Source organism: Pseudomonas sp. EYE_354 (assembly GCF_023148575.1).
GTDB lineage: Bacteria > Pseudomonadota > Gammaproteobacteria > Pseudomonadales > Pseudomonadaceae > Aquipseudomonas.
The window spans coordinates 173429-195208 of sequence record NZ_JAHXNQ010000007.1; the positions used below are offsets into that span (position 1 = coordinate 173429).

General features: G+C 58.8%; 17 protein-coding genes, 4 tRNA genes and 1 pseudogene. 7 read left to right on the plus strand and 15 right to left on the minus strand.

All coding sequences use genetic code 11. The features are described from left to right. Positions 1–25 precede the first annotated feature (25 nt). Positions 26–853 carry a phosphonoacetaldehyde hydrolase gene (gene phnX, locus KZX66_RS12060; protein WP_248079624.1) on the plus strand — a complete coding sequence of 276 codons (828 nt, stop codon included), beginning with the start codon at positions 26–28 and terminating at the stop codon, positions 851–853. A gap of 114 nt (positions 854–967) precedes the next feature. After that, positions 968–1525 (plus strand): cytochrome b, encoded by a 558-nt coding sequence (locus tag KZX66_RS12065; protein ID WP_248079626.1) that lies wholly within the window; start codon positions 968–970, stop codon positions 1523–1525. Here KZX66_RS12065 and KZX66_RS12070 read toward each other — a convergent pair. Both KZX66_RS12070 and KZX66_RS12075 read right to left on the minus strand, forming a co-directional pair. Continuing rightward, complete coding sequence (locus KZX66_RS12070) at positions 1515–2405, minus strand: 1-aminocyclopropane-1-carboxylate deaminase (RefSeq protein WP_248079627.1); 891 nt, start codon at positions 2403–2405, stop codon at positions 1515–1517. The genes KZX66_RS12065 and KZX66_RS12070 overlap by 11 nt on opposite strands. A 57-nt stretch (positions 2406–2462) precedes the next feature. After that, positions 2463–4502: an NADPH-dependent 2,4-dienoyl-CoA reductase gene (locus tag KZX66_RS12075; RefSeq protein WP_248079628.1), complete on the minus strand. Its 2040-nt coding sequence runs from the start codon at positions 4500–4502 to the stop codon at positions 2463–2465. A 212-nt stretch (positions 4503–4714) separates the two neighbouring features. Here KZX66_RS12075 and KZX66_RS12080 point away from each other — a divergent pair, with 212 nt between their 5' ends. Beyond that, positions 4715–5845: a carbon-nitrogen hydrolase family protein gene (locus KZX66_RS12080; protein ID WP_248079629.1), complete on the plus strand. Its 1131-nt coding sequence runs from the start codon at positions 4715–4717 to the stop codon at positions 5843–5845. A 4-nt stretch (positions 5846–5849) separates the two neighbouring features. Further along, positions 5850–6884 carry an AraC family transcriptional regulator gene (locus KZX66_RS12085; protein WP_248079630.1) on the plus strand — a complete coding sequence of 345 codons (1035 nt, stop codon included), beginning with the start codon at positions 5850–5852 and terminating at the stop codon, positions 6882–6884. Positions 6885–7337: 453 nt separating this feature from the next. Here the strand turns inward: KZX66_RS12085 and KZX66_RS12090 are convergent, their stop codons facing one another. From KZX66_RS12090 to KZX66_RS12140, 11 genes are all read right to left on the minus strand, one after another. Then, entirely contained in the window at positions 7338–8135 is a 798-nt protein-coding gene (locus tag KZX66_RS12090; protein ID WP_248079631.1) for a DUF2242 domain-containing protein, read from the minus strand. A 211-nt stretch (positions 8136–8346) separates the two neighbouring features. Beyond that, a complete protein-coding gene (locus tag KZX66_RS12095) occupies positions 8347–10221 on the minus strand; it encodes a SurA N-terminal domain-containing protein (RefSeq protein ID WP_248079632.1) in 1875 nt (624 codons plus the stop codon). A 232-nt stretch (positions 10222–10453) separates the two neighbouring features. After that, positions 10454–10726, minus strand: coding sequence for an HU family DNA-binding protein (locus KZX66_RS12100; RefSeq protein ID WP_003174819.1), 273 nt, complete (start codon positions 10724–10726; stop codon positions 10454–10456). Between the two features lie 149 nt (positions 10727–10875). Then, positions 10876–13272 carry an endopeptidase La gene (lon, locus tag KZX66_RS12105; RefSeq protein WP_248079633.1) on the minus strand — a complete coding sequence of 799 codons (2397 nt, stop codon included), beginning with the start codon at positions 13270–13272 and terminating at the stop codon, positions 10876–10878. Between the two features lie 161 nt (positions 13273–13433). After that, a complete protein-coding gene (gene clpX / locus KZX66_RS12110; protein ID WP_010209414.1) occupies positions 13434–14717 on the minus strand; it encodes an ATP-dependent Clp protease ATP-binding subunit ClpX in 1284 nt (427 codons plus the stop codon). Positions 14718–14829: 112 nt separating this feature from the next. Continuing rightward, entirely contained in the window at positions 14830–15465 is a 636-nt protein-coding gene (clpP, locus tag KZX66_RS12115; protein ID WP_003174822.1) for an ATP-dependent Clp endopeptidase proteolytic subunit ClpP, read from the minus strand. Between the two features lie 91 nt (positions 15466–15556). Continuing rightward, positions 15557–16867, minus strand: coding sequence for a trigger factor (gene tig, locus KZX66_RS12120; RefSeq protein ID WP_248079636.1), 1311 nt, complete (start codon positions 16865–16867; stop codon positions 15557–15559). Between the two features lie 593 nt (positions 16868–17460). Further along, positions 17461–17536 (minus strand) — tRNA-His (locus tag KZX66_RS12125). 77 nt (positions 17537–17613) lie between these two features. Next, positions 17614–17698 (minus strand) — tRNA-Leu (locus KZX66_RS12130). A 56-nt stretch (positions 17699–17754) separates the two neighbouring features. After that, positions 17755–17830 (minus strand) — tRNA-His (locus KZX66_RS12135). Between the two features lie 32 nt (positions 17831–17862). Continuing rightward, positions 17863–17939, minus strand: a tRNA-Arg gene (locus tag KZX66_RS12140). Between the two features lie 275 nt (positions 17940–18214). Between KZX66_RS12140 and folD the strand changes: the two genes are divergently transcribed. Together folD and pbpG are read left to right on the plus strand one after the other, a co-directional pair. Next, positions 18215–19069 carry a bifunctional methylenetetrahydrofolate dehydrogenase/methenyltetrahydrofolate cyclohydrolase FolD gene (gene folD, locus KZX66_RS12145; protein WP_248079639.1) on the plus strand — a complete coding sequence of 285 codons (855 nt, stop codon included), beginning with the start codon at positions 18215–18217 and terminating at the stop codon, positions 19067–19069. A gap of 208 nt (positions 19070–19277) precedes the next feature. After that, complete coding sequence (pbpG, locus tag KZX66_RS12150) at positions 19278–20201, plus strand: D-alanyl-D-alanine endopeptidase (RefSeq protein ID WP_248079641.1); 924 nt, start codon at positions 19278–19280, stop codon at positions 20199–20201. 36 nt (positions 20202–20237) lie between these two features. On the opposite strand, the gene KZX66_RS12155 is transcribed toward pbpG, so the two are convergent. Next, positions 20238–20900: a peptidase C39 family protein gene (locus tag KZX66_RS12155; protein WP_248079643.1), complete on the minus strand. Its 663-nt coding sequence runs from the start codon at positions 20898–20900 to the stop codon at positions 20238–20240. Positions 20901–21110: 210 nt separating this feature from the next. On the opposite strand from KZX66_RS12155, the gene KZX66_RS12160 reads away from it, so the two are divergent. Then, positions 21111–21272, plus strand: a complete 162-nt coding sequence (locus tag KZX66_RS12160; RefSeq protein ID WP_248079645.1) for a hypothetical protein — start codon at positions 21111–21113, stop codon at positions 21270–21272. Here the strand turns inward: KZX66_RS12160 and KZX66_RS12165 are convergent. After that, a pseudogene (locus KZX66_RS12165) lies at positions 21269–21686 on the minus strand (hypothetical protein). The gene KZX66_RS12160 and the pseudogene KZX66_RS12165 sit on opposite strands and share 4 nt — an antisense overlap. Positions 21687–21780 lie beyond the last annotated feature (94 nt).

The following is a 21780-nucleotide window of genomic DNA, read 5'->3' on the forward strand; positions in this document are numbered from 1 at the left end:
CCCCCCTTACCCACAGGATCTGAACATGAACTATCAAACCCCCAATACGCTCCAGGCCGTGATCCTCGATTGGGCCGGCACCGTGGTCGACTTCGGCTCGTTTGCGCCCACGCAGATTTTTGTCGAGGCCTTCGCTGAGTTCGACGTGCAGGTCTCCATCGAAGAAGCGCGTGGCCCCATGGGCATGGGCAAGTGGGATCACATCCGTACCCTGTGCAACCAGCCACAAGTCGCCGCACGCTACCGCAAGACGTTTGGCCGCACGCCCACCGATGACGACGTGACCGCCATTTACCAGCGTTTCATGCCGTTGCAGATCGAGAAGATCGCCGAGCATTCGGCGCTGATTCCCGGCGCACTGGACACCATCGCCAGCGTGCGTGCGCAAGGCATCAAGATCGGCTCCTGCTCCGGCTACCCCAAGCAGGTGATGGACAAGGTGGTGGCGCTGGCCGCCACCAACGGCTATGTCGCCGACCATGTGGTGGCCACCGACGAAGTGCCCAACGGCCGCCCGTGGCCGGCCCAGGCCCTGGCCAACGTGATCGCGCTGGGCATTGACGACGTGGCCGCGTGCGTGAAGGTCGATGACACCGTACCGGGCATCCTCGAAGGCCGGCGCGCCGGTATGTGGACCGTGGCCTTGACCTGCTCCGGCAATGCCCTGGGCCTGACGTACGCACAATTTCGCGCCCTGGACAGCGCCACGCTGGCCCGTGAACGCCAGCGCATCGAGGCGCTGTTCGAAGGCTCGCGCCCGCATTATTTGATCGACACCATCACCGACTTGCCGGCGGTGATCAACGACATCAACGAGCGCCTGGCCCGCGGTGAAATGCCGCAAAGCCACTGATAGAGGTCAACACAACGGTATTCGCAGCGGACAAACCGTTCAAAACAGGCATAGAGTAAAAGGACTTCGTCACCAAAGAACGGAGGTTTGCCCTGATGAATGAGGAACCGAGCGATGCCGTGGAAAAATTCCGATACGCGCTACAGCACCCTGTCGATTGCCCTGCACTGGTTGATGGTGGTGTTACTGGCGGTGGTTTACGCCTGCATTGAGTTACGCGGCCAGTTCCCCAAAGGCAGCGGCGCACGCACGCTGATCGTCGAGATGCACTTTATGCTCGGCCTCACTGTGTTTGTGCTGGTATGGCTGCGCCTGTTTGCACGCAGTCTGGGGGTTGCACCGAAGATCGTCCCGGCGCCGCCGCAGTGGCAAAGCCTGCTGGCCACGCTGACGCACGCCGCCCTGTACGCCTTGATGATCGGCATGCCGATTGCCGGCTGGCTGATCGTCAGCGCCGAGGGGCATTCGGTATTGTTCTACGGCATCGAATTGCCGCCGCTGATTGGCGAAAACAAAGCCTTGGCCAAGCAGATCGAGGGCTGGCATGTACTGTTCGGCCAGATCGGCTATTGGTTGATCGGCCTGCATGCGCTGGCCGGTATTTTTCACCACTACGTGATGCGCGATACCACCATGCTGCGCATGATGCCGGGCAAGCGCGCTAGGCTGTAAACCCTCGGCGGCCTTGCAGGCCGCCGGTGTGCACAAAAACCAGACGCGTGCCGGGGGCGATGCGCCCGGCCTCGATCTGTTGCTTCAACGCCAGCAACGCTTTGCCGGTGTACAGCGGCTCCAGCGGCAGGCCACAGGCCTGCTCGGTGGTGTCGATAAAGTCGCGCAACACCGGATCGACCTTGGCAAAGCCGCCCCGGCTGGCATCCAGCAGAACGTAGCCTCCGTGCACCAGGGCACTGACGTTTTGCGCCACACCGTGATCGTCCGGCACCGCCAGTGCGCCATACACCACACGAGCGCCCGCCTCGGCCAACGCCAGCCCGGCCAGCGTGGTGCCAGTACCCGCCGCCAGCCACCAGCCGTCGTAGTCGGCCCAACCCAGGTTACTCAATTGCCCGCGCACCTGTTCCACCAGCACCGCGCAACCCCTGGCGCCTGCCATTCCACCACCGCCTTCGGGCACCGGGTTCAACTGCGGATAAAGCTCACGCCAGGGCGCCCAAAACTCTGGCGCATGCCGCGCACGATAACCGCCATACCCCAGCCAATGCAGATGCATGCCGAACGCGTTCAGATCTTCTACGGTGGGCGTGTCTTGCTGATGGCCACGCAGCAGGCCAACGGTTTGGAAGCCAAAGCGCTTGCCCGCCGCCGCCAGGGCGTGCAGGTGGTTGGAGTGGGCGCCGCCGAGGCTGATGATCCCCGCGGCACCCGCCTGTTGCGCCAGGGCCAGGTGTTCGGTGAGCTTGAACCACTTGTTACCGCTGATCAGCGGGTCGATGCGGTCCAGGCGCAACACCGCCAATTCGACGCCTTTGAGCCAGTCCAGCGGCAGCGGTTCAAGGGGCGCGTGGGGCAGCCAGTCGAAAGGACCCATCGGGGCACATCTGCATGAAAAAAGGGGCGGTAGTCTAACACCGCCCCTTTTCGGGTTTTACAGTTCGGCCGCCAGTCGCGACCCTTGGTTGATGGCACGTTTGGCGTCCAGCTCGGCCGCCACATCGGCGCCGCCGATCAGGTGCACGTTCTGGCCCGCCGCGACCAGCCCGTCGTGCAATTCACGCAGCGGATCCTGGCCAGCGCAGATGACGATATTGTCCACCGCCAACAGCTGCGGCTCGCCGTCGGCACCGATGCGGATATGCAGGCCGTCGTCGTCAATCTTCAGGTATTCGACACTGTTAAGCATCTGCACCTGCTTGTTCTTTAAGCCGGTACGGTGGATCCAGCCGGTGGTCTTGCCCAGGCCGTCGCCGACCTTGGAAGCCTTGCGCTGCAGCAGGAACACGTCCCGCGCCGGCGCATGGCGCTCGGGCTTGATCCCGGCCACGCCGCCACGGGCCTGCAACTGGGTGTCGATGCCCCACTCCTTCCAGAACGCTTCGCGGTCCAGGCTGGTGGAGACGCCCTGATGCACGAGGAATTCCGACACGTCAAAGCCAATACCGCCGGCGCCGATCACCGCAACACGCTTGCCCACGGGTTTGCGTTCGAGGATTACATCCAGGTAGCTCAGCACCTTGGCATGCTCAATGCCCGGAATCGCCGGGGTACGCGGCGCAATGCCGGTGGCCAGGATGATCTCGTCGTACCCTCCGGCGGCCAGTTGCGCGACATCCACACGGGTGTTCAGGCACAGCTCGACGTGGGTGGTCTGCAACTTGCGGTTGAAATAACGCAGGGTTTCGAAGAACTCTTCTTTGCCCGGCACCCGCTTGGCGATGTTGAACTGGCCGCCGATTTCGCTGGCCGAATCGAACAGCGTCACCTGGTGCCCGCGCTCGGCGGCGACGGTGGCAGCGGCCAACCCGGCAGGGCCAGCGCCGACCACGGCGATTTTCTTGATCTGCTGCACGGGCAGGTAATTGAGTTCGGTCTCGTAGCACGCACGCGGGTTGACCAGACAGGTGGTCAGCTTGCCGCCGAAGGTGTGGTCCAGGCAGGCCTGGTTGCAGCCGATGCAGGTGTTGATTTCATCGGCGCGGCCGGCGGCGGCCTTGTTGACGAACTCAGGGTCGGCGAGAAACGGCCGCGCCATGGAGACCATGTCCGCGTCGCCTTCGGCCAGGATCTGCTCGGCAATTTCCGGGGTGTTGATGCGGTTGGTGGTGATCAGCGGGATCTTGACCGCACCGCGCAATTTGGCGGTGACTTTGCTGAACGCCCCGCGCGGCACTTTGGTGGCGATGGTGGGAATACGCGCTTCGTGCCAGCCGATACCGGTGTTGATAAGGGTCGCGCCCGCCTGCTCGATGGCCTTGGCCAACTGCACGATTTCTTCCCAGGTGCTGCCGCCTTCCACCAGGTCGAGCATCGACAGGCGGAAAATGATGATGAAATTCGGGCCGACGGCTTCACGCACCCGACGCACGATCTCAACGGCGAGGCGCATGCGGTTCTCGTAGCTGCCTCCCCAGCGGTCGTTACGGTGGTTGGTGTGGGCGGCAAGGAACTGGTTAATGAAGTAGCCTTCGGAACCCATGATCTCTACGCCGTCGTATTCGGCCAACTGGGCCAGCAACGAGCAGGTGACAAAATCCTGTATCTGCTTTTCGATGCCCTCTTCGTCCAGCTCCTTGGGTTTGAACGGGTTGATCGGCGCCTGAATCGCGCTCGGCGCCACCTGCTTTGGGCTGTAGGCATAACGGCCGGCATGGAGGATCTGCATGCAGATTTTGCCGCCTGCCTCGTGCACTGCCTGAGTGACGACTTTGTGTTTTTGCGCTTCGGCATCGGTGGTCAGCTTGGCGGCGCCGGCGTACACCCCGCCTTCGTCATTCGGGCCAATCCCGCCGGTCACCATCAAGCCAACGCCGCCGCGGGCGCGCTCGGCAAAATAGGCGGCCATGCGCTCGAAACCACCGGGCTTTTCCTCAAGGCCTGTGTGCATCGAGCCCATCAGGGTGCGGTTGCGCAGGGTGGTGAAGCCCAGGTCCAACGGGGTCAGCAGGTGCGGGTAAGCAGCAGCGGTCATGGTACGGCTCCACAACGGATCATCACGGGACGTGGAAAGCTCGAATGGCCTGCCATCGGTTTATGTCCCACAGACTAAGAGGCGTCGCCCTACCGCTCAATGACCGAAACTCACAACTTATTGATCCAAATGCACAGCGCCCCTTGGCAAGCTGGCCCATGGGCCCTACCCTAGTCGGCGAACCCTGCACACGGTCTGTTGTCTGTTGCCCCATGCGTAAACTTCTAGCGTTCACCGTCTCCATGGCCCTGGTTGCCGCCGTCGCCGCGTATCTGGTCTGGACCCAGGAGCGCCCTGTGGCGCATTACCTGTCGGACCTGCGCATCACCCTGGCGGTCAACGAAGGCGAGCCTGCCGATCGTGGCAATTTGCTGGGTATTCAGCCGGAGCTGTTTCCCGCCGATTACCAGAGCCTGGAACGCTTGCACCTCAAACTGGCGGCGTACCTGCAAAACGCCAGGGACCAGGGCCTGATCAACGACAAAACCATCGTGGTGCTACCGGAACATATCGGCACCTGGCTGATGCTCACCGGCGAGAAAAACGAGGTGTACCAGGCGCTGCACGTCAAAGACGCGATGCACTGGCTGTCGTTGAGCAACCCGCTGCAGTTCCTGCGCGCCTGGATCAGCGCCACCGGCGAAAGCCGTACCGACGACGCCTACCTGCGCATGAAGGCCCCCGGCATGGCGCGCGACTATCAGGTGTTGTTCGGCGGTCTGGCCAAGGAATTTGGTGTCACCGTGGTTGCCGGCTCCATCGCCCTGCCCAATCCGAGTGTGAGCCGGGGGCAACTGCAGGTTGGCCACGGCGCGTTGTATAACGCCAGCGTGGTGTTCGCCGCAGACGGCTTGCCCCTTGGCGATCCACAGCGTCAGCTCTATCCGATCTACGATGAGCGCGGGTTTATCGAACCCGGTGACGAAAACATCGTCAGCGTGGTCGACACCCCGGCTGGGCGCCTCGGCGTGCTGGTGGGCAGTGACAGTTGGTACCCGGACAACTACCGCAAACTCAACGAACAAGGCGCGCAATTGATCGCCGTACCGGCCTTTGTGCTCGGGCGTGAGACCTGGGAGCGGCCGTGGCGCGGTTTCAAAAGCGTCTCTACGCCGCAGGAAATCAGCCTCAAGCCTGAAGAACTCAGCGAGGGTGAAGCTTGGCGCCGCCTCACGTTGATCAGCCAGCAACCCGTCAGCCAGGCCAGCGCCGGCATGAGTGTGTTCCTGCGTGGGCAGTTCTGGGATTTGGGCACCGCCGGGCAAAGCTTTCTGAGCCACAACGGGCACATCAGCAGCGACGGCGCCGCCCGGGGCGCGCGTCTGTTGAATATCTGGCTGTAACGCGGTGAAGCCGGTGCGCCTGGGGGATCTGTCGGTGGGCTTCGTGCACACACTGGCCGATGCCATCAGCAGCCACGGGCTCGACCCACAACCGCTGCTGCTGCAATACGGCCTCGACCCCGCGCGCCTCGCCGAAGCGGGCGCCCGGTTATCAATCCCACGTTATATGCGCCTGGGCCATGCTGCGGTCCAGCTCACCGGCGACCCTGGCCTGGGCCTGCGCATGGGCCAGCTCAGCCGCTTGAGCCAGGCGGGGCTTGCCGGGGTCACCGCCGCGCAGGCGCCCAACGTACGTGAAGCAGCGCGCGCGCTGACGCGCTTCGAAGCACTGTATGGCTCCAACTATCGCGGGCAATCGAGCTTCCATGAAGACGCCGATGGCGCCTGGCTGCGCTTTTATTCCATCAGCCCCTATAACGCTTACAACCGCTTTGTGGTGGACTCGATCATCGCCGGCTGGCTGAATCAACTGTCGGGCCTCGCCCAACAGCCGATTCACGCGCAACGCATCGAGATCGAGTTCGACGCCCCGGACTACAGCGAGCAGTACAACCTGCTGGGCGACGGCGTGGTGCACTTTGGCGCCGACGCCAACCAATTGCGCCTGAACCAACCCACTCTGGCATTGCGCAACCCGCAGCATTGCCCCAGCACCTGGCAACTGTTGCTGCAACTGTGCGAAAGGGAATTGGAGCAATTGACCCGCACCCGCAGTCTGCGCGAACGCATTACACGCCTGCTCGGGCCGATGCTCAATGGCGGCCGGGAACCCGACCTGGAAGAAGTGGCGGCACGCCTGAAGCTGCCAACCTGGACACTGCGCCGCAAACTCGCCGAAGAAGGCACCCAGTTCCGCGCGATTCTCAACGATACCCGCCGCGACCTGGCCATGACCTACATTCGCGATACGGAGCTGGCGTTCGGCGAGATCGCCTACCTGCTCGGTTTTGCCTCAGCCCAAGCATTCCAACGCGCGTTCAGGCGCTGGAACAACCAGACCCCAGGGGAATTTCGCCGCAGTCAGCGGCATTCCGCCTGAAGTCAGTTTTACAGCTCGGTGGCGTCGTCGACCGGATCCAACGGATCCCACTCAAAGGCCTGGTACTCCAACAGTTCTTCCTGGTAATCGTCCATCGTGGACTCCTTTCTGATGTTTAAAGCGGCTGCCAGATAGATGACCTGCACAGCCAGCCTAAAGTGCCGTCATGACGAAAAAATGTCCGTGTCGTGACGTTCCTGCACCTTCAGATTAAACGTAGCAGCGGTGTAGGAATTTATCACCTCAGTTTTTGACGCGCGTTATTGCGCGCCCGGCCCGTCAAGGTACTCAGGAAACCTCTTGCTAAATCTTTGAAGTGGAACGGCGCTGCAACGTGTCGGCGGACGTGAGGGCGCTGGCCGATGACAGCGTCATCGGTCGCGAGAACATCGGAGAGACGATCCAGCGCTACGGGGTCGACGTCGACCAAAGGCCGACCCCGCGTGGCCTGATTTACTGCGCTGACGCCGGCAGCGGCGGAATAGCTTCGGTCGGTGCCGGCAGGTCGGGATTGGTCGGTGCGGGCGCGGGTGCCGGTGCGGGTTCAGGTGCCGGCGCTTGCTCAGGGGCAATCGGTGCGGGTTCTGCAGGCGGGGCCACGGGCTGCGAAGTGGTGGGTTCCTCCTTCGGCGCTTCGACCTTCTCGGCGAGCGGTGCGGCCTTGGGCTCCGGCACACCCAACTCAGCCTTGGGCTTCTCGGGAATATGCTCGGCCGCCTTCACTTCCTGAGGCAGGAACACGTCCACCAGCGCAAAGTAACGCTCGTAAAATTTTGGCGCCGAGACGGTTTCGCTGGCCACCTTGACCATCGAGTCATCGGTGGAACCGATCGGCATCGACACAGAGCCCAGCACCCCCACACCCAGGCTCGCGGAGTTGTTGACCTTCTTCAGTGCGTAACGATCCTGAAGCGCGTTGGCAAACATCGTCGAGTGTTTCTTGCCTTTGCCATCATCGGCGCACACCACATTGAAGCTGATCTGCAAATGGGTCTCGCCGGTCTGCTGGAAGCTCTTGTTGCCCACCACCAGTTTCGGGTCGCTGCTGGTAATGATGTAGCCCTGGCTCAGCAAGGCACGCCGTGCGGCTTCGCACGCGTCCACATCGCTGACAGGGTAATCCCGGGAAAACGTACCCGAGTCGTCGAAACTTTCATGTTCGTAAATAGCGGTCTTGGGTGACGAGCAGCCCGCGGCGCCCGCCAACACCAGCGCCAGCCCGAGACTGCGCAAGTAAAATGATGTCGACATTGAAAATCCTGAGGAAAACGGTCTGGCCGGTATTGTGCAACAGAACGTGGCCTTGGCGCGCGCATTCCTGTCGGTAAAACGTCACAGGCTTACGCGACGGCGTCTGCAGGAAAACGCCCTGATGTTGAAGATGGTCATCGACCTCCCGCAGCAGCGCCCATGAAAAAGCCCCCGGTCCTTTCAGACCGGGGGCTTTTGGTTCAAGCCGCTATCAGTACTTCTTGATGTCAGCTTTGCTTTCCAGCTGCTTACGGTAGGCCGCGAAGTCTTCCTGGCCGAGACGGGAGGCGAGGAAGCGGCGGTATTGCGCCTTTTCTTCGTCCGATGGTGCAGCGGCTTCGTTCACGCCGTTCAAGCGCACGATCACCAAACTACCGTCCGCAAGGGTCACGGTGGTGAAGGTCGGCTTGTCCTTGGCCGCAGGCTTAGGCATGCGGAACAGGGCTTGCAGCACGGCCGGATCAATCGCTTCCTGGCTACGGGTAGCCGCTTCAGTGGTTTTCCAGGCCTGGCCATCAACTGGCTGGTTCAGCGGGATCTTGCCATTGCGCAAGCCAGCGATCAGCTCTTCAGCGTGGGTCTTGGCAGCCGCGCTTGCACGCTCCTTGGCCATCTGGGTGCGGATCGCCGCGGCAACGCTTTCCAGCGGCAGTTGCGCAGGTTTGCGGTGCTCTTTGGCACGCAGCACGATGATGGTTTCCGGGTCCAGTTCGATGGCAGTGCTGTTGGCACCTTCATCCAAGACTTCCGGACTGAATGCGGCGGTGACCACGGCACGGTTGGCCGTAACGCCTTCGCCACCTTCACGGCCGAACGGCGCGGACGTGTGCACGGTCAGCTTCAGGTCGGACGCTGGTTGAGCCAGGTCGGAGGCTTCGAATGCCGCATCTTCCAATTGCTTGGTCGCTTCGACAAAACGTTGCTCTACCTGCCGGGTCTTGAGTTCGCGGGTCAACTTGTCTTTCAGGCTGGCAAACGTCGGCACTTCTGGTGCTTCAACGCCCAACAGCTTGATCAAGTGCCAACCGAAGGCGCTACGTACCGGCGCCGAGACCTGGTCCTTTTTCAAGGCGTACAGGGCGGTTTCGAAGTCTGGATCGTAGACACCTGGGCCGGCAAAGCCCAGGTCGCCGCCGTTGTTGGCCGAACCTGGATCCTGGGAGAGTTCCTTGGCCAGGGCGTCAAACTTCTCGCCTTTGGCCAGGCGCGCCTGGATCTCTTCGATCTTGGCCTTGGCTTGCGCGTCGGTGACCTTGTCGTTGACTTCAATCAGGATGTGCGCAGCACGACGCTGTTCAGCAAGGTTGGCGGTTTCTTTCTCGTAAGCCGCCTGCAGCTCATCATCCTTGACGCTGACCTGATCGAAGAACGACGACTTCTTCAGCTCCAGATAGTCGATGACCACCTGGTCCGGGGTCATGAACTCTTTGGCGTGCTGGTCGTAGTAAGCCTTGACCTCATCGTCGGTGAGTTTCACCGCAGCAGGGTTAGCCTTGATGTTGACGGTGGCGAAATCGCGTGTCTGTTTTTCCAAACGCGCGAATGCCAGCACTTGGGCATCAGTGACAAAACCGCTGCCTGCGATACCGGCGCGAACCTGGCCCATCAGCATTTCCTGGGTCATCATCTGACGGAACTGCAGACGGTTATAGCCCAGTTGACGGATCACTTGGTCAAAGCGGTCAGCGTTGAACTTGCCGTCGACCTGGAATTCCGGCGTTTGCAGGATCACCTGGTCCAGCGCAGCTTCGGAGAAGCCAAACTTGGAATCGGCGGCGCCTTGCAGCAGCAGTTTGCGATCGATCAGACCCTTGAGGGCCGCTTCGCGCAGCAGTTTTTCGTCCAGCAGCGAAGCATCGAAATCCTTGCCCAGCTGTTGCATCAGCTGGCGACGTTGCATATCGACGGCCTGGCTCAGTTCGGCTTGAGTGATCGCTTCACCGTTGACCTTGGCCACGTCTTGCTTGTTATTACCTGAAGCCTGAAAAATGGCCTCGATACCGGTGAACGCCATCAATGCGACGATGATCCCGATAATGGTCTTGGCAATCCAGCCTTGTGAATTGTCCCTGATATTTTGCAGCATGCGTCCCCCAGAAACGGTTGAACTTCAAAAATTGGCAACCGTGGAGCGTGGGTAGAGTCCGGATAGAAGAAAGGCGCATCCGAGGATGCGCCTTCTCGTAACTGGCGGAGCGGACGGGGGTTTTCTACTGATACCCCCGGCGTGGCGACCCAATGGATACGTGGGTCAGCTACCGCTCCGCTGCCAGGCCAGACCTGCGTCCGACCCGGGTAAGCAAAGGCTTGAACGAAGCTTAGTTAACGGCTTCTTTCAGGGCTTTACCGGCTTTGAAACCTGGTTTCTTGGCAGCAGCGATTTGCAGTGCTTTGCCAGTCTGTGGGTTACGGCCAGTGCGGGCTGGGCGATCAGTCACAGAGAACGTACCGAAGCCTACCAGTACCACGGAGTCGCCGGCCTTCAGAGCGCCAGTGACGGATTCGATTACTGCATCCAGCGCACGGCCGGCAGCAGCTTTCGGGATATCAGCGGATGCAGCGATAGCATCAATCAGTTCCGACTTGTTCACTCTAAGTCCCCTTATATATCTATTGAGTATGATTCTAAGTTTTTTGGTAAACAGCAAAATCCGGTGCTGAATGGCCTGCAGACACTTAAGAGCCGCTTTATAACAAGGGCTCTAAAAAGCTGTCAAGGAAGCCCCCAGGCTTTAACACATTAATGCGTGCTAATTCTTTCCTTGGAATCAGACTCTCGTTTTTCGTCCTTAGCGACAATCTCCGGAGCCACATCCGGCAAGGGCTCCGGCGCGTATTGCAGCGCAATTTGCAGGACCTCGTCAATCCATTTAACCGGTTTAATCTGAAGATCCTGCTTGATGTTCTCAGGAATTTCCTTCAAGTCGCGAACATTCTCTTCAGGAATGATCACGGTCTTGATACCACCCCGATGTGCAGCGAGCAATTTCTCTTTCAGGCCCCCGATAGCCAATACCTGACCACGCAGGGTAATTTCGCCGGTCATGGCCACATCGGCGCGCACCGGGATGCCGGTCAATGCTGATACCAGTGCCGTGCACATGCCTACACCGGCACTGGGACCGTCTTTAGGCGTTGCCCCTTCAGGCATGTGGATATGGGTGTCATGCTTCTCGTGGAAGTCCAGGGGGATACCCAGGCTCTTGGCGCGGCTGCGCACCACGGTTTGCGCGGCGGTAATGGATTCGACCATCACGTCACCCAGAGAGCCGGTCTTGATCAACTGGCCCTTGCCAGGAATCACGGCGGCTTCGATGGTCAGCAATTCGCCACCCACCTGAGTCCACGCCAGACCTGTCACCTGCCCTACCTGATCCTGCTGCTCGGCCAGGCCGTAGCGGAATTTTTTCACACCAAGGAAGTGTTCCAGAGCGTCGGCAGTGACCTTCACCGAGAAACGTTTTTCCAGGGCATGTTCCTTGACCGCTTTGCGGCAAATCTTCGCCACCTGACGCTCAAGGCCCCGTACACCGGCCTCGCGGGTGTAGTAACGCACGATATCGCGAATCGCCTCGACGTCGAATTCAATCTCGCCCTTTTTCAGGCCATTGGCCGAAATCTGCTTGGGCGCGAGGTATTTGACCGCAATGTTGATCTTCTCGTCTTCGGTGTAGCCCGGCAAACGAATCACTTCCATGCGGTCCAGCAGCGCAGGCGGGATGTTCATGGAGTTGGAGGTGCATAGGAACATCACGTCGGAGAGGTCGTAGTCGACTTCAAGGTAGTGATCGTTGAAATTGTGGTTCTGCTCGGGATCAAGCACTTCAAGCAGCGCCGATGCGGGATCGCCGCGCATGTCACTGCCCATTTTGTCGATTTCATCGAGCAGGAACAGCGGGTTACGCACCCCCACCTTAGTCATCTTTTGAATCAATCTTCCCGGCATCGAACCAATGTACGTACGGCGATGACCACGGATTTCCGCTTCGTCGCGCACACCGCCAAGGGCCATGCGCACGAATTTGCGATTGGTGGCACTGGCGATCGACTCGGCGAGGGAGGTTTTACCCACACCTGGAGGGCCGACCAGGCATAACACTGGACCGCGAATTTTCTTCACGCGCTTTTGCACGGCGAGGTATTCGAGAATGCGCTCTTTGACTTCTTCGAGGCCGTAATGATCTGCGTCGAGAATCTCCTCCGCGCGGGTCAGGTCCAGACGCACTTTGGTCTGGGCCTTCCACGGCACTTGCACGAGCCAGTCGATGTACGAGCGCACTACGGTGGCTTCGGCCGACATCGGCGACATTTGCTTGAGCTTGTTCAGCTCGGCATTGGCCTTGGTCAGGGCATCTTTAGGCAGGCCTGCGGCATCGATGCGCTTTTTAAGCTCTTCGATTTCGTTGTGACCCTCTTCGCTGTCGCCAAGTTCTTTCTGAATGGCCTTCATCTGCTCATTCAGGTAGTACTCGCGCTGACTGCGCTCCATCTGTTTTTTCACGCGACCACGAATGCGCTTCTCAACCTGCAGCAGGTCGATTTCGGCGTCAAGCAGCGCCAGCACGTGCTCGACACGGGCGGGCAGGTCGATGATTTCAAGGATGTCCTGCTTCTGCTCGATCTTCAGCGCCATGTGCGCAGCCATCGTGTCGACCAGACGGCTTGGCTCATCAATGCTGTTGAGGGACGACAGGACTTCAGCCGGGACTTTCTTGCCCAACTGCACATACTGCTCGAACTGCGAGAGCAGGCTGCGTACAAAGACTTCTGACTCGCGCTCAGGGGCTTCGACTTCGTCGATCAGTGCCACTTCGGCGCGCAGGTGGCCATCCACCTCCATGAAACGCTCTACCGAACCGCGCTGCTCGCCTTCCACCAGCACCTTGACGGTGCCATCAGGCAGCTTGAGCAATTGCAGGACAGTGGCAATGGTGCCGACGCGATACAGGGCGTCTTCGCCTGGATCATCATCAGCAGGGTTTCTCTGGGCCAACAGCAGGATCTGCTTGTCGCCCGTCATCGCGGCCTCGAGGGCTTCGATAGACTTCTCGCGCCCCACGAACAGCGGGATAACCATGTGCGGATACACGACGACATCACGCAACGGCAGGAGAGGCAATTCAATGGTTGTCTTCATGATTTCGCCTCTATGACAGTTGAAAAATTAGCTTGAAACCAAGATGGGGGTTGCATGCAAAAAAAACAAGCTTAATGCCAGCAGTTAAACACAGTAAAAATTTGCATAAAAAACAAAGGGGCCCCTAAAGGCCCCTTGTTTTTACCGAAACTGCGAAACGCTTACGCGTCTGGCGCAGCCTTGGCAGCCGGCTCACTGTTTTCGTAGATATACAGTGGCTTGGACTTACCTTCTATAACGCTTTCGTCGATGACCACTTTACTCACCTCGGATTGCGAGGGGATTTCGTACATGGTGTCGAGCAAAACGCCTTCGAGGATAGAACGCAGACCACGTGCACCGGTCTTGCGCTCCAGTGCCCGCTTGGCCACCGATTTAAGTGCGTCGGTACGGAACTCGAGATCCACGCCTTCCATCTCGAACAACTTGGCGTATTGCTTGGTCAGGGCGTTCTTCGGCTCAGTGAGGATCTGAATCAAAGCCGCCTCATCCAACTCGTCCAACGTCGCCAGAACCGGCAGACGACCAACGAATTCCGGGATCAGACCGAACTTGACCAAATCGTCAGGCTCGACTTCACGCAGGGACTCGCCGACCTTCTTGCCTTCTTCCTTGCTGCGCACTTCAGCACTGAAACCAATGCCGCCACGAGTGGAACGCTGCTGAATAACCTTTTCCAGGCCGGAGAACGCACCACCGCAGATAAACAGGATGTTACGCGTATCAACCTGAAGGAATTCCTGCTGCGGGTGCTTACGGCCACCTTGCGGCGGTACGGAAGCGACCGTGCCTTCAATCAGTTTCAACAGGGCCTGCTGCACGCCTTCACCGGAAACGTCCCGGGTGATCGACGGGTTGTCGGACTTACGCGAGATCTTGTCGATTTCGTCGATGTAGACGATACCCATTTGGGCCTTCTCTACGTCGTAGTCGCACTTCTGCAGCAATTTCTGAATGATGTTCTCGACGTCCTCACCCACATAGCCAGCCTCGGTGAGGGTGGTGGCGTCGGCGATGGTAAACGGAACGTTCAGCAGACGAGCGAGGGTTTCTGCAAGCAAGGTTTTACCCGAGCCTGTAGGACCGATCAGCAAGATGTTGCTCTTGCCGAGCTCAACTTCGTCGCCTTTCTTGTCACGCTGGTTCAAGCGCTTGTAGTGGTTGTATACCGCTACGGCCAGAACCTTCTTTGCACGCTCTTGACCGATGACGTATTGGTCAAGGATGCCGCTGATTTCTTTAGGCGAAGGCAATTTATGCGCGCTGCTCTCGGCCTGGGCTTCCTGCACCTCCTCTCGGATGATGTCATTGCACAGGTCGACGCATTCGTCGCAGATAAAGACCGAGGGGCCGGCAATCAATTTGCGCACTTCATGCTGGCTTTTGCCACAGAAGGAGCAATAGAGCAGCTTGCCGTTGTCCTCGCCGTTGCGGGTGTCAGTCATTCGTTCGATCCAAATCCGATAGGCTTGCAACACAAGATGAAGGCTTATGCGGGCTTTTTCAAGCCCGCCGATGATCGGAAAAACCGACCAGCCTTATTTTGAGCTGCTTATATTAAGCGGGGCGCTTTTCGATCACTGCGTCGATCAACCCGTATTCACGTGCCGCTTCGGCGCTCATGAAGTTATCGCGGTTGGTGTCGCGCTCGATTTCTTCCAGGGTGTGCCCGCTGTGTTTTGCCATCAGCGTGTTCAGGCGCTCGCGGATGAAGAGGATTTCCTTGGCATGGATTTCGATATCCGACGCCTGGCCCTGGAAACCGCCCAGTGGCTGGTGAATCATCACGCGCGAGTTCGGCAGGCAGTAACGCTTGCCCTCGGCACCTGCGGTCAGCAGGAACGCGCCCATGCTGCACGCCTGGCCAATGCAGGTCGTCGATACGTTCGGCTTGATGAACTGCATGGTGTCGTAGATCGACATGCCCGCTGTCACCGAGCCGCCCGGCGAGTTGATGTAGAGATGGATGTCCTTGTCCGGGTTTTCCGCTTCAAGGAACAGCAGTTGCGCACAGATCAGGTTGGCCATGTAGTCCTCTACCGGGCCCACCAGAAAGATCACTCGCTCCTTGAGCAGGCGCGAGTAGATGTCGTAGGCGCGTTCGCCACGAGCGGACTGCTCGACAACCATCGGGACCAGACCGCCTGCGGCCTGGATATCAGAGTTCTGCTGAATATAGGAATTACGGAACATGCTCTGCAGTTACTCCCAAATAGTCATGTCTTGAAAACGCATAAGCCAGCGCGAGGCTGGCTTATGGTTGTATTTCCAACGAGTTGGACAATCAGTCGGCTTGTGCTGCTTCCGCCGGTTTGACTGCTTCTTCGTAAGAGACCGCTTTATCGGTCACCTTAGCCTTCTGCAGAACAGTATCCACAACTTGTTCTTCCAGCACAACCGAACGTACTTCGTTCAGTTGCTGGTCGTTCTTGTAGTACCACGCCACAACCTGCTCAGGCTCCTGATAGGCCGAAGCCATTTCCTGGATCATTTCGCGAACACGGTCTTCGTCAGGCTTGAGATCGAACTGCTTGACCACTTCAGCCACGATCAGGCCCAGCACAACGCGGCGCTTGGCTTGCTCTTCGAACAGCTCGGCCGGCAGTTGATCAGGCTTGATGTTGCCACCGAACTGCTGAACAGCTTGAACGCGCAGGCGATCCACTTCGTTGGACAGCAGCGCCTTAGGCACTTCGATCGGGTTGGTTGCCAGCAGGCCGTCCATCACCTGATTCTTGACCTTGGACTTGATGGCCTGGCGCAGCTCGCGCTCCATGTTCTTGCGAACTTCGGTGCGGAAGCCTTCGATGCCGGTTTCCTTGATACCGAATTGAGCGAAGAATTCTTCGTTCAGCTCAGGCAACTTAGGCTCGGAAACGCTGTTGACGGTCACGGTGAACTCGGCGGCTTTGCCGGCCAGGTCCAGGTTCTGGTAATCCGCAGGGAAGGTCAGGCTCAGCACGCGCTCTTCACCGGCTTTGGCGCCAACCAGGCCGTCTTCAAAACCAGGGATCATACGGTTGGAACCCAGCACCAACTGAGTGCCCTTGGCGGAGCCGCCAGCGAACACTTCGCCGTCGACCTTGCCGACGAAATCGATGTTCAACTGGTCTTCGTTCTGAGCGGCACGGTCAGCCACTTCAAAACGAGTGTTCTGCTTGCGCAGGATTTCCAGCATGTTGTCCAGATCGGAATCAGCGACATCGGCGCTCAGGCGCTCGATTTCGATGCCTTCAAAACCAGCCACTTCGAACTCCGGGAACACTTCGAATACGGCAACATATTCCAGGTCCTTGCCCGCTTCCAGGGACTTAGGCTCGATCGAAGGCGAGCCAGCCGGGTTCAGCTTTTGCTCAACAACGGCTTCGTAGAAAGAAGCCTGAATCACGTCGCCGACCGCTTCTTGACGTGCATCAGCACCAAAACGGCGCTTGATTTCGCTCATCGGCACTTTGCCCGGACGGAAACCAGCGATCTTGGCCTTTTGGGCAGTCTGCTGCAGACGCTTGTTGACCGCAGTCTCGATGCGTTCTGCTGGCACGGTGATGCTCAGGCGGCGCTCGAGAGCAGTAGTATTTTCAACAGAAACTTGCATGGATATTCCTCGTTGCACAGACGTTAGCCGGCCGTTTCCGACCCCAGAATCAAGGGCATGCATTCTAGAGGGTCAAACTCAAGAAGTCACCCTACTGGAAACGGGTAAAAAAACAGCAGGCAATTTGTAGGCTCAAGTGCACGCATGCACCTGCACCCATTAGCAAATACAGCTCATCACGCCAGGGCTCTGCATCAACCCTTCTATATATAGAAGAGGTCGGAAGCAGCCCCCGACAGCCGGCCTTGCGAACAAGACCGACGGGCAGGCCGCAGCATCGAGAAACACAAATACGATGAACGCCCGCACTGGAAAACCAAAACGCTTAAACAAAAACGGCACAGCCCTGCTTGAGGTGCCGCGCCGTTGTCGCTATCTAATAGCGGTACTGACCTCTATATAGACGAGCATCAGTTCTACACGTTCAAAACCGGCAACGATTCTAACGCCAAGGCATTGAGAATGCTTGCTTTTTTCTTGACGCCTATAACTGCCGGACACCGCGCACGGAATAACCTCCACCAACACAACGCCGGACTTTTATCGAAGGCAAAAAAAAGCGCCAGACCATTGATCTGACGCTTTTTAAAATATGGGGTGGACGAAGGGGATCGAACCCTCGACAACGGGAGTCACAATCCCGTGCTCTACCAACTGAGCTACGCCCACCATATTGCATCAACAAGGAACTCGAACATTTTCCTTGCTGAACCTCACCCCTCCTTATGACAGAGCAAAGCTTTATTTGGTGCGGATGAAGAGACTCGAACTCTTACGCCTTGCGGCGCTGGAACCTAAATCCAGTGTGTCTACCAATTCCACCACATCCGCGCTTGAAGCTCTTAAAGCAAAGGCGCCAGACGATTAATCTGGCGCCTTTTGAAATATGGGGTGGACGAAGGGGATCGAACCCTCGACAACGGGAGTCACAATCCCGTGCTCTACCAACTGAGCTACGCCCACCATATCGCGCTACTTGTGCCAAAGCTGCCTAATGGCGCACCCGGCAGGACTCGAACCTGCGACCATCCGCTTAGAAGGCGGATGCTCTATCCAGCTGAGCTACGGGCGCCTTATTAATCTGTACTCTTTGAGGATTACAAACTAAGTGCTTCCAGCCTTACAGAACAACCATTCTGCTTGACCTTCTTAACCAGTGCTAGGCTGTGCCCGACAAGTGCGACGAATAGTATAGAGGGCCTGGAAACCCGTCAAATCTTTTTTGAAAAAAATTCATTTTATTTAAGGGGTTAGGGCAATTTGCAGACCAAGCGCCTTTGCCCTCACGTCTTGGCGTGCGAGAATGCGCGCACTTTTCTTCCCCCTCTCGATGGTTAATCACGCGTAATGACTGCACAACTTATCGACGGCAAATCAATCGCCGCCAGCCTGCGCCAGCAGATCGCCAAACGCGTCACCGAGCGCAGCGGGCAAGGCCTGCGCACTCCGGGCCTCGCGGTGATCCTGGTCGGCAGCGATCCTGCCTCTCAGGTTTATGTCTCGCACAAGCGTAAAGACTGTGAAGAGGTCGGCTTTATCTCTAAGGCCTACGACTTGCCTTCCGAGACCACTCAGCAGGCCCTCACCGACCTGATCGACGGCCTCAATGATGACCCGGCGATCGATGGCATCCTGCTGCAATTGCCGCTGCCCGAGCACTTGGACGCATCCAAATTGCTGGAGCGCATCCGTCCGGACAAAGACGTCGACGGTTTCCACCCTTATAACGTCGGTCGCCTGGCCCAGCGCATCCCGCTGCTGCGTCCGTGCACGCCCAAGGGCATCATGACCCTGCTGGAAAGCACCGGTGTCGACCTGTACGGCCTCGACGCGGTCGTGGTCGGCGCGTCCAACATCGTCGGTCGCCCGATGGCCATGGAACTGCTGCTGGCCGGCTGCACCGTCACCGTGACCCACCGCTTCACCAAGGATCTCGCGGGCCACGTCGGCCGCGCCGACCTGGTGGTGGTGGCCGCCGGTAAGCCGGGGCTGGTCAAAGGTGAGTGGATCAAGGAAGGCGCCATCGTCATCGACGTGGGCATCAACCGTCAGGAAGACGGCAAGCTGGTCGGCGACGTGGTGTACGACACCGCCCTGCCCCGCGCCGGCTGGATCACCCCGGTGCCCGGCGGTGTCGGCCCGATGACCCGCGCCTGCCTGCTGGAAAACACCCTGTATGCCGCAGAGACCCTTCACGGTTAATAACCAGCCGTACTGAAAAAGCCCTGCCTTATCGCAGGGCTTTTTATTGCCCTGAATAAAACCTGTTTTTTCTTATTTTTTAAGCACTTTCGTCTGGATGCAGAAGAACATTCGACAGTTTCTGATCCATACTCCTAAAATGTAACGCCATTTGTCATAAACCCGTTGCCCAACGGTATTTCTTTACCTTTTTAGCGAGTTCATCCGCGTGAATATTCGTCTTTCTATTGTCAGCCTGTTTTTTGCGTTCACAGGCACCTTTGCGCACGCCGCCGAATCCACCCTCGCGCCACGTGATCCATCCAAATTACAGATCGCCTCCGGCAGCGCCATGCTGGTGGACCTGCAGACCAACAAGATCATCTACGCCAGCAACCCTGACGTGGTGGTGCCGATCGCGTCGGTGAGCAAGCTGATGACCGGCCTGATCGTGCTTGAAGCCAAGCAGAACATGGATGAGTACATCGACATCAACATCAAGGACACGCCGGAAATGAAAGGGGTGTTCTCCCGCGTGAAAATCGGCAGCGAAATGCCGCGCAAGGAAATGCTACTGATTGCCCTGATGTCGTCGGAAAACCGCGCCGCCGCCAGCCTGGCCCACCACTACCCGGGCGGCTACCCTGCATTTATCGCGGCCATGAACGCCAAGGCCAAGGCGCTGGGCATGACCAGCACCCACTATGTAGAGCCGACCGGCCTGTCGATCCACAACGTGTCCACCGCGCGCGACCTGAGCAAGCTGTTGGCTGCCGCACGCCATTACCCGCTGCTGAGCCAGTTAAGCACCACTAAGGAAAAGACCGTTTCGTTCCGCAAACCCAATTACACCCTGGGTTTCTCCAACACTGACCACCTGATCAACCGGGCCAACTGGGACATCAAGCTGACCAAGACCGGCTTCACCAACCAGGCCGGTCATTGCCTGGTGCTAGTGACCAGTATGGGGAATCGCCCGGTGTCGCTGGTGATCCTGGACGCTTTCGGCAAGTTCACGCACTTCGCCGATGCCAGCCGCATCCGCAGTTGGGTCGAAACCGGTAAAGGCGGCGCGGTGCCGGACGTCGCGTTGCGCTACAAAGCCGACAAAAACCTCAAGAACCGACCCAATGCAGCGCAAGCACATCGATAACCGACCCACGAAAAAGGCGCTTTGAGCGCCTTTTTTTTACTTTCGTTCCGCCAGCACCTTGAGCGCCTGCGCCGCCGCCCGCTCCTGACCGGCCTGGGCGGTCGCATCCGCCGCCTCACGCCAGCGCTGCGCGTCCACATTGGCCGGCAATTGGCTGGGGCGCTGAATGAGGATTGCGAAGTTCCCGGCGCTTTTCCACTTCGACTCAAAATCGCTGAAGCTCATCAACAGCCGTCGGTCCATACCCGAACGTAACAGCACCGTGCTTTTCTGTTGATTGAATCCCACTACGACCACGTAGCGCGCATCAGACCAGAGCCCCCCGCCCACCCGCGCCATCACCGGATAACCCGCCGCCACCTGCGCCAGCACAGCCGTCAGCCTGGCATCCAACGGGTACACCAGCAGCCCATACTCACGCGCCAGCACCTGCATAGTGCGCTCAAGATCCGCTTCGCCGCCCGGCAAATGCAAAGGCTTATCCAGCAAGCCCGGTGTCATGACAATGCCTTGTTGCGACAGCATGCTGGCTAACGCCGTAGGACCGCTCTGATAAGCCTCGCTGCGAAAGGTCGGCACACCATTGAGTTCGACACGCTCCGGCAAGCCCGCCAGTTTGGACGGATGCCCGGAGCAGGCCGCCAAGCCCAAGGTGCAGGCCAGCAGCAGGGACGTTTGAAAGTTCGACCGTAACCGCAATGTTTTACTCGCTTGATCAACTGCCGGTAAGGGCCCCGATCATAGGACGCTCTGCCACGCAGGTATAGCCCGAAGTCAGGGTGAAAGGGTCCGGATAGAGCAAAGAAGTTGAAAGGACACGACCATTGGTCAATAGCAGGCAACCGCCTGACAACTAGACTGTCCATTGAGAAGACTGTGTGTGCCCCCAGCGGGGCAAAGGAGGCCAGAATGAGCCTTGCAACAACGATTGTGATGTTGATTTCCGGCTGGCTGGCGGTGGCCGCCGCCATGTTGTGGGGAGTGTTGCGCATTACCCGTCGGCACCATAACCCCCACGTCAAACACGACTTAAGAGCCAAACCCCACAAGGCGACGGCGCACCACGCCTAGCCAGGCATGCAAGCGAAGTCCTGGGTCGCCGCAACGTCCTGACCGTGGCCATCGGTCAGGGATGCGCGCACGCTGCTGCCCAGGCTGGATTCCACCAGCGTGTAGTGTTCACCCGCCTTGAAGTGCCTGTACTCGCCCCGCCCCCCTGGCAGTTTTGCTGATTGTCGTCGCCCGGCTGTTCTTCGAACTACGTCACGTCCAAACGATGATCCCCCGGTGCCACTTAGAAAAAGCGCCCGTCATCCACGCGCTTGCCGTCTACGCGTTCGGGTCATTCGGCGTCTCTTCTTTCAAACCGATCCAGGTTTCGCTCGATCCCGCCTTGGGAATCGGGCTGGCGCAGGCTGACAGCAGCAACACAGCGCCGAGCGCGGGGATCAACAACAGTGGCGCAAGTACCTTGGGCCACCCAATAATGGATCCAATAAAAATCAAACGTCCGATAATCGCCCAATAAAGCAATTATTACGCCTTGACCACCTCAATCACCTCCACTCTAATGGATCCA

Bases quoted from the DNA above. Each gene is read 5' to 3' on its own strand.
- KZX66_RS12065 (WP_248079626.1), top strand. From the start codon at position 968: ATGCCGTGGAAAAATTCCGATACGCGCTACAGCACCCTGTCGATTGCC.
- phnX (WP_248079624.1), top strand. From the start codon at position 26: ATGAACTATCAAACCCCCAATACGCTCCAGGCCGTGATCCTCGATTGG.
- KZX66_RS12075 (WP_248079628.1), bottom strand. From the start codon at position 4,502: ATGACCGCTGCTGCTTACCCGCACCTGCTGACCCCGTTGGACCTGGGC.
- lon (WP_248079633.1), bottom strand. From the start codon at position 13,272: ATGAAGACAACCATTGAATTGCCTCTCCTGCCGTTGCGTGATGTCGTC.
- folD (WP_248079639.1), top strand. From the start codon at position 18,215: ATGACTGCACAACTTATCGACGGCAAATCAATCGCCGCCAGCCTGCGC.
- KZX66_RS12080 (WP_248079629.1), top strand. From the start codon at position 4,715: ATGCGTAAACTTCTAGCGTTCACCGTCTCCATGGCCCTGGTTGCCGCC.
- KZX66_RS12090 (WP_248079631.1), bottom strand. From the start codon at position 8,135: ATGTCGACATCATTTTACTTGCGCAGTCTCGGGCTGGCGCTGGTGTTG.
- KZX66_RS12070 (WP_248079627.1), bottom strand. From the start codon at position 2,405: ATGGGTCCTTTCGACTGGCTGCCCCACGCGCCCCTTGAACCGCTGCCG.
- tig (WP_248079636.1), bottom strand. From the start codon at position 16,867: ATGCAAGTTTCTGTTGAAAATACTACTGCTCTCGAGCGCCGCCTGAGC.
- clpP (WP_003174822.1), bottom strand. From the start codon at position 15,465: ATGTTCCGTAATTCCTATATTCAGCAGAACTCTGATATCCAGGCCGCA.
- KZX66_RS12095 (WP_248079632.1), bottom strand. From the start codon at position 10,221: ATGCTGCAAAATATCAGGGACAATTCACAAGGCTGGATTGCCAAGACC.
- KZX66_RS12160 (WP_248079645.1), top strand. From the start codon at position 21,111: ATGAGCCTTGCAACAACGATTGTGATGTTGATTTCCGGCTGGCTGGCG.
- clpX (WP_010209414.1), bottom strand. From the start codon at position 14,717: ATGACTGACACCCGCAACGGCGAGGACAACGGCAAGCTGCTCTATTGC.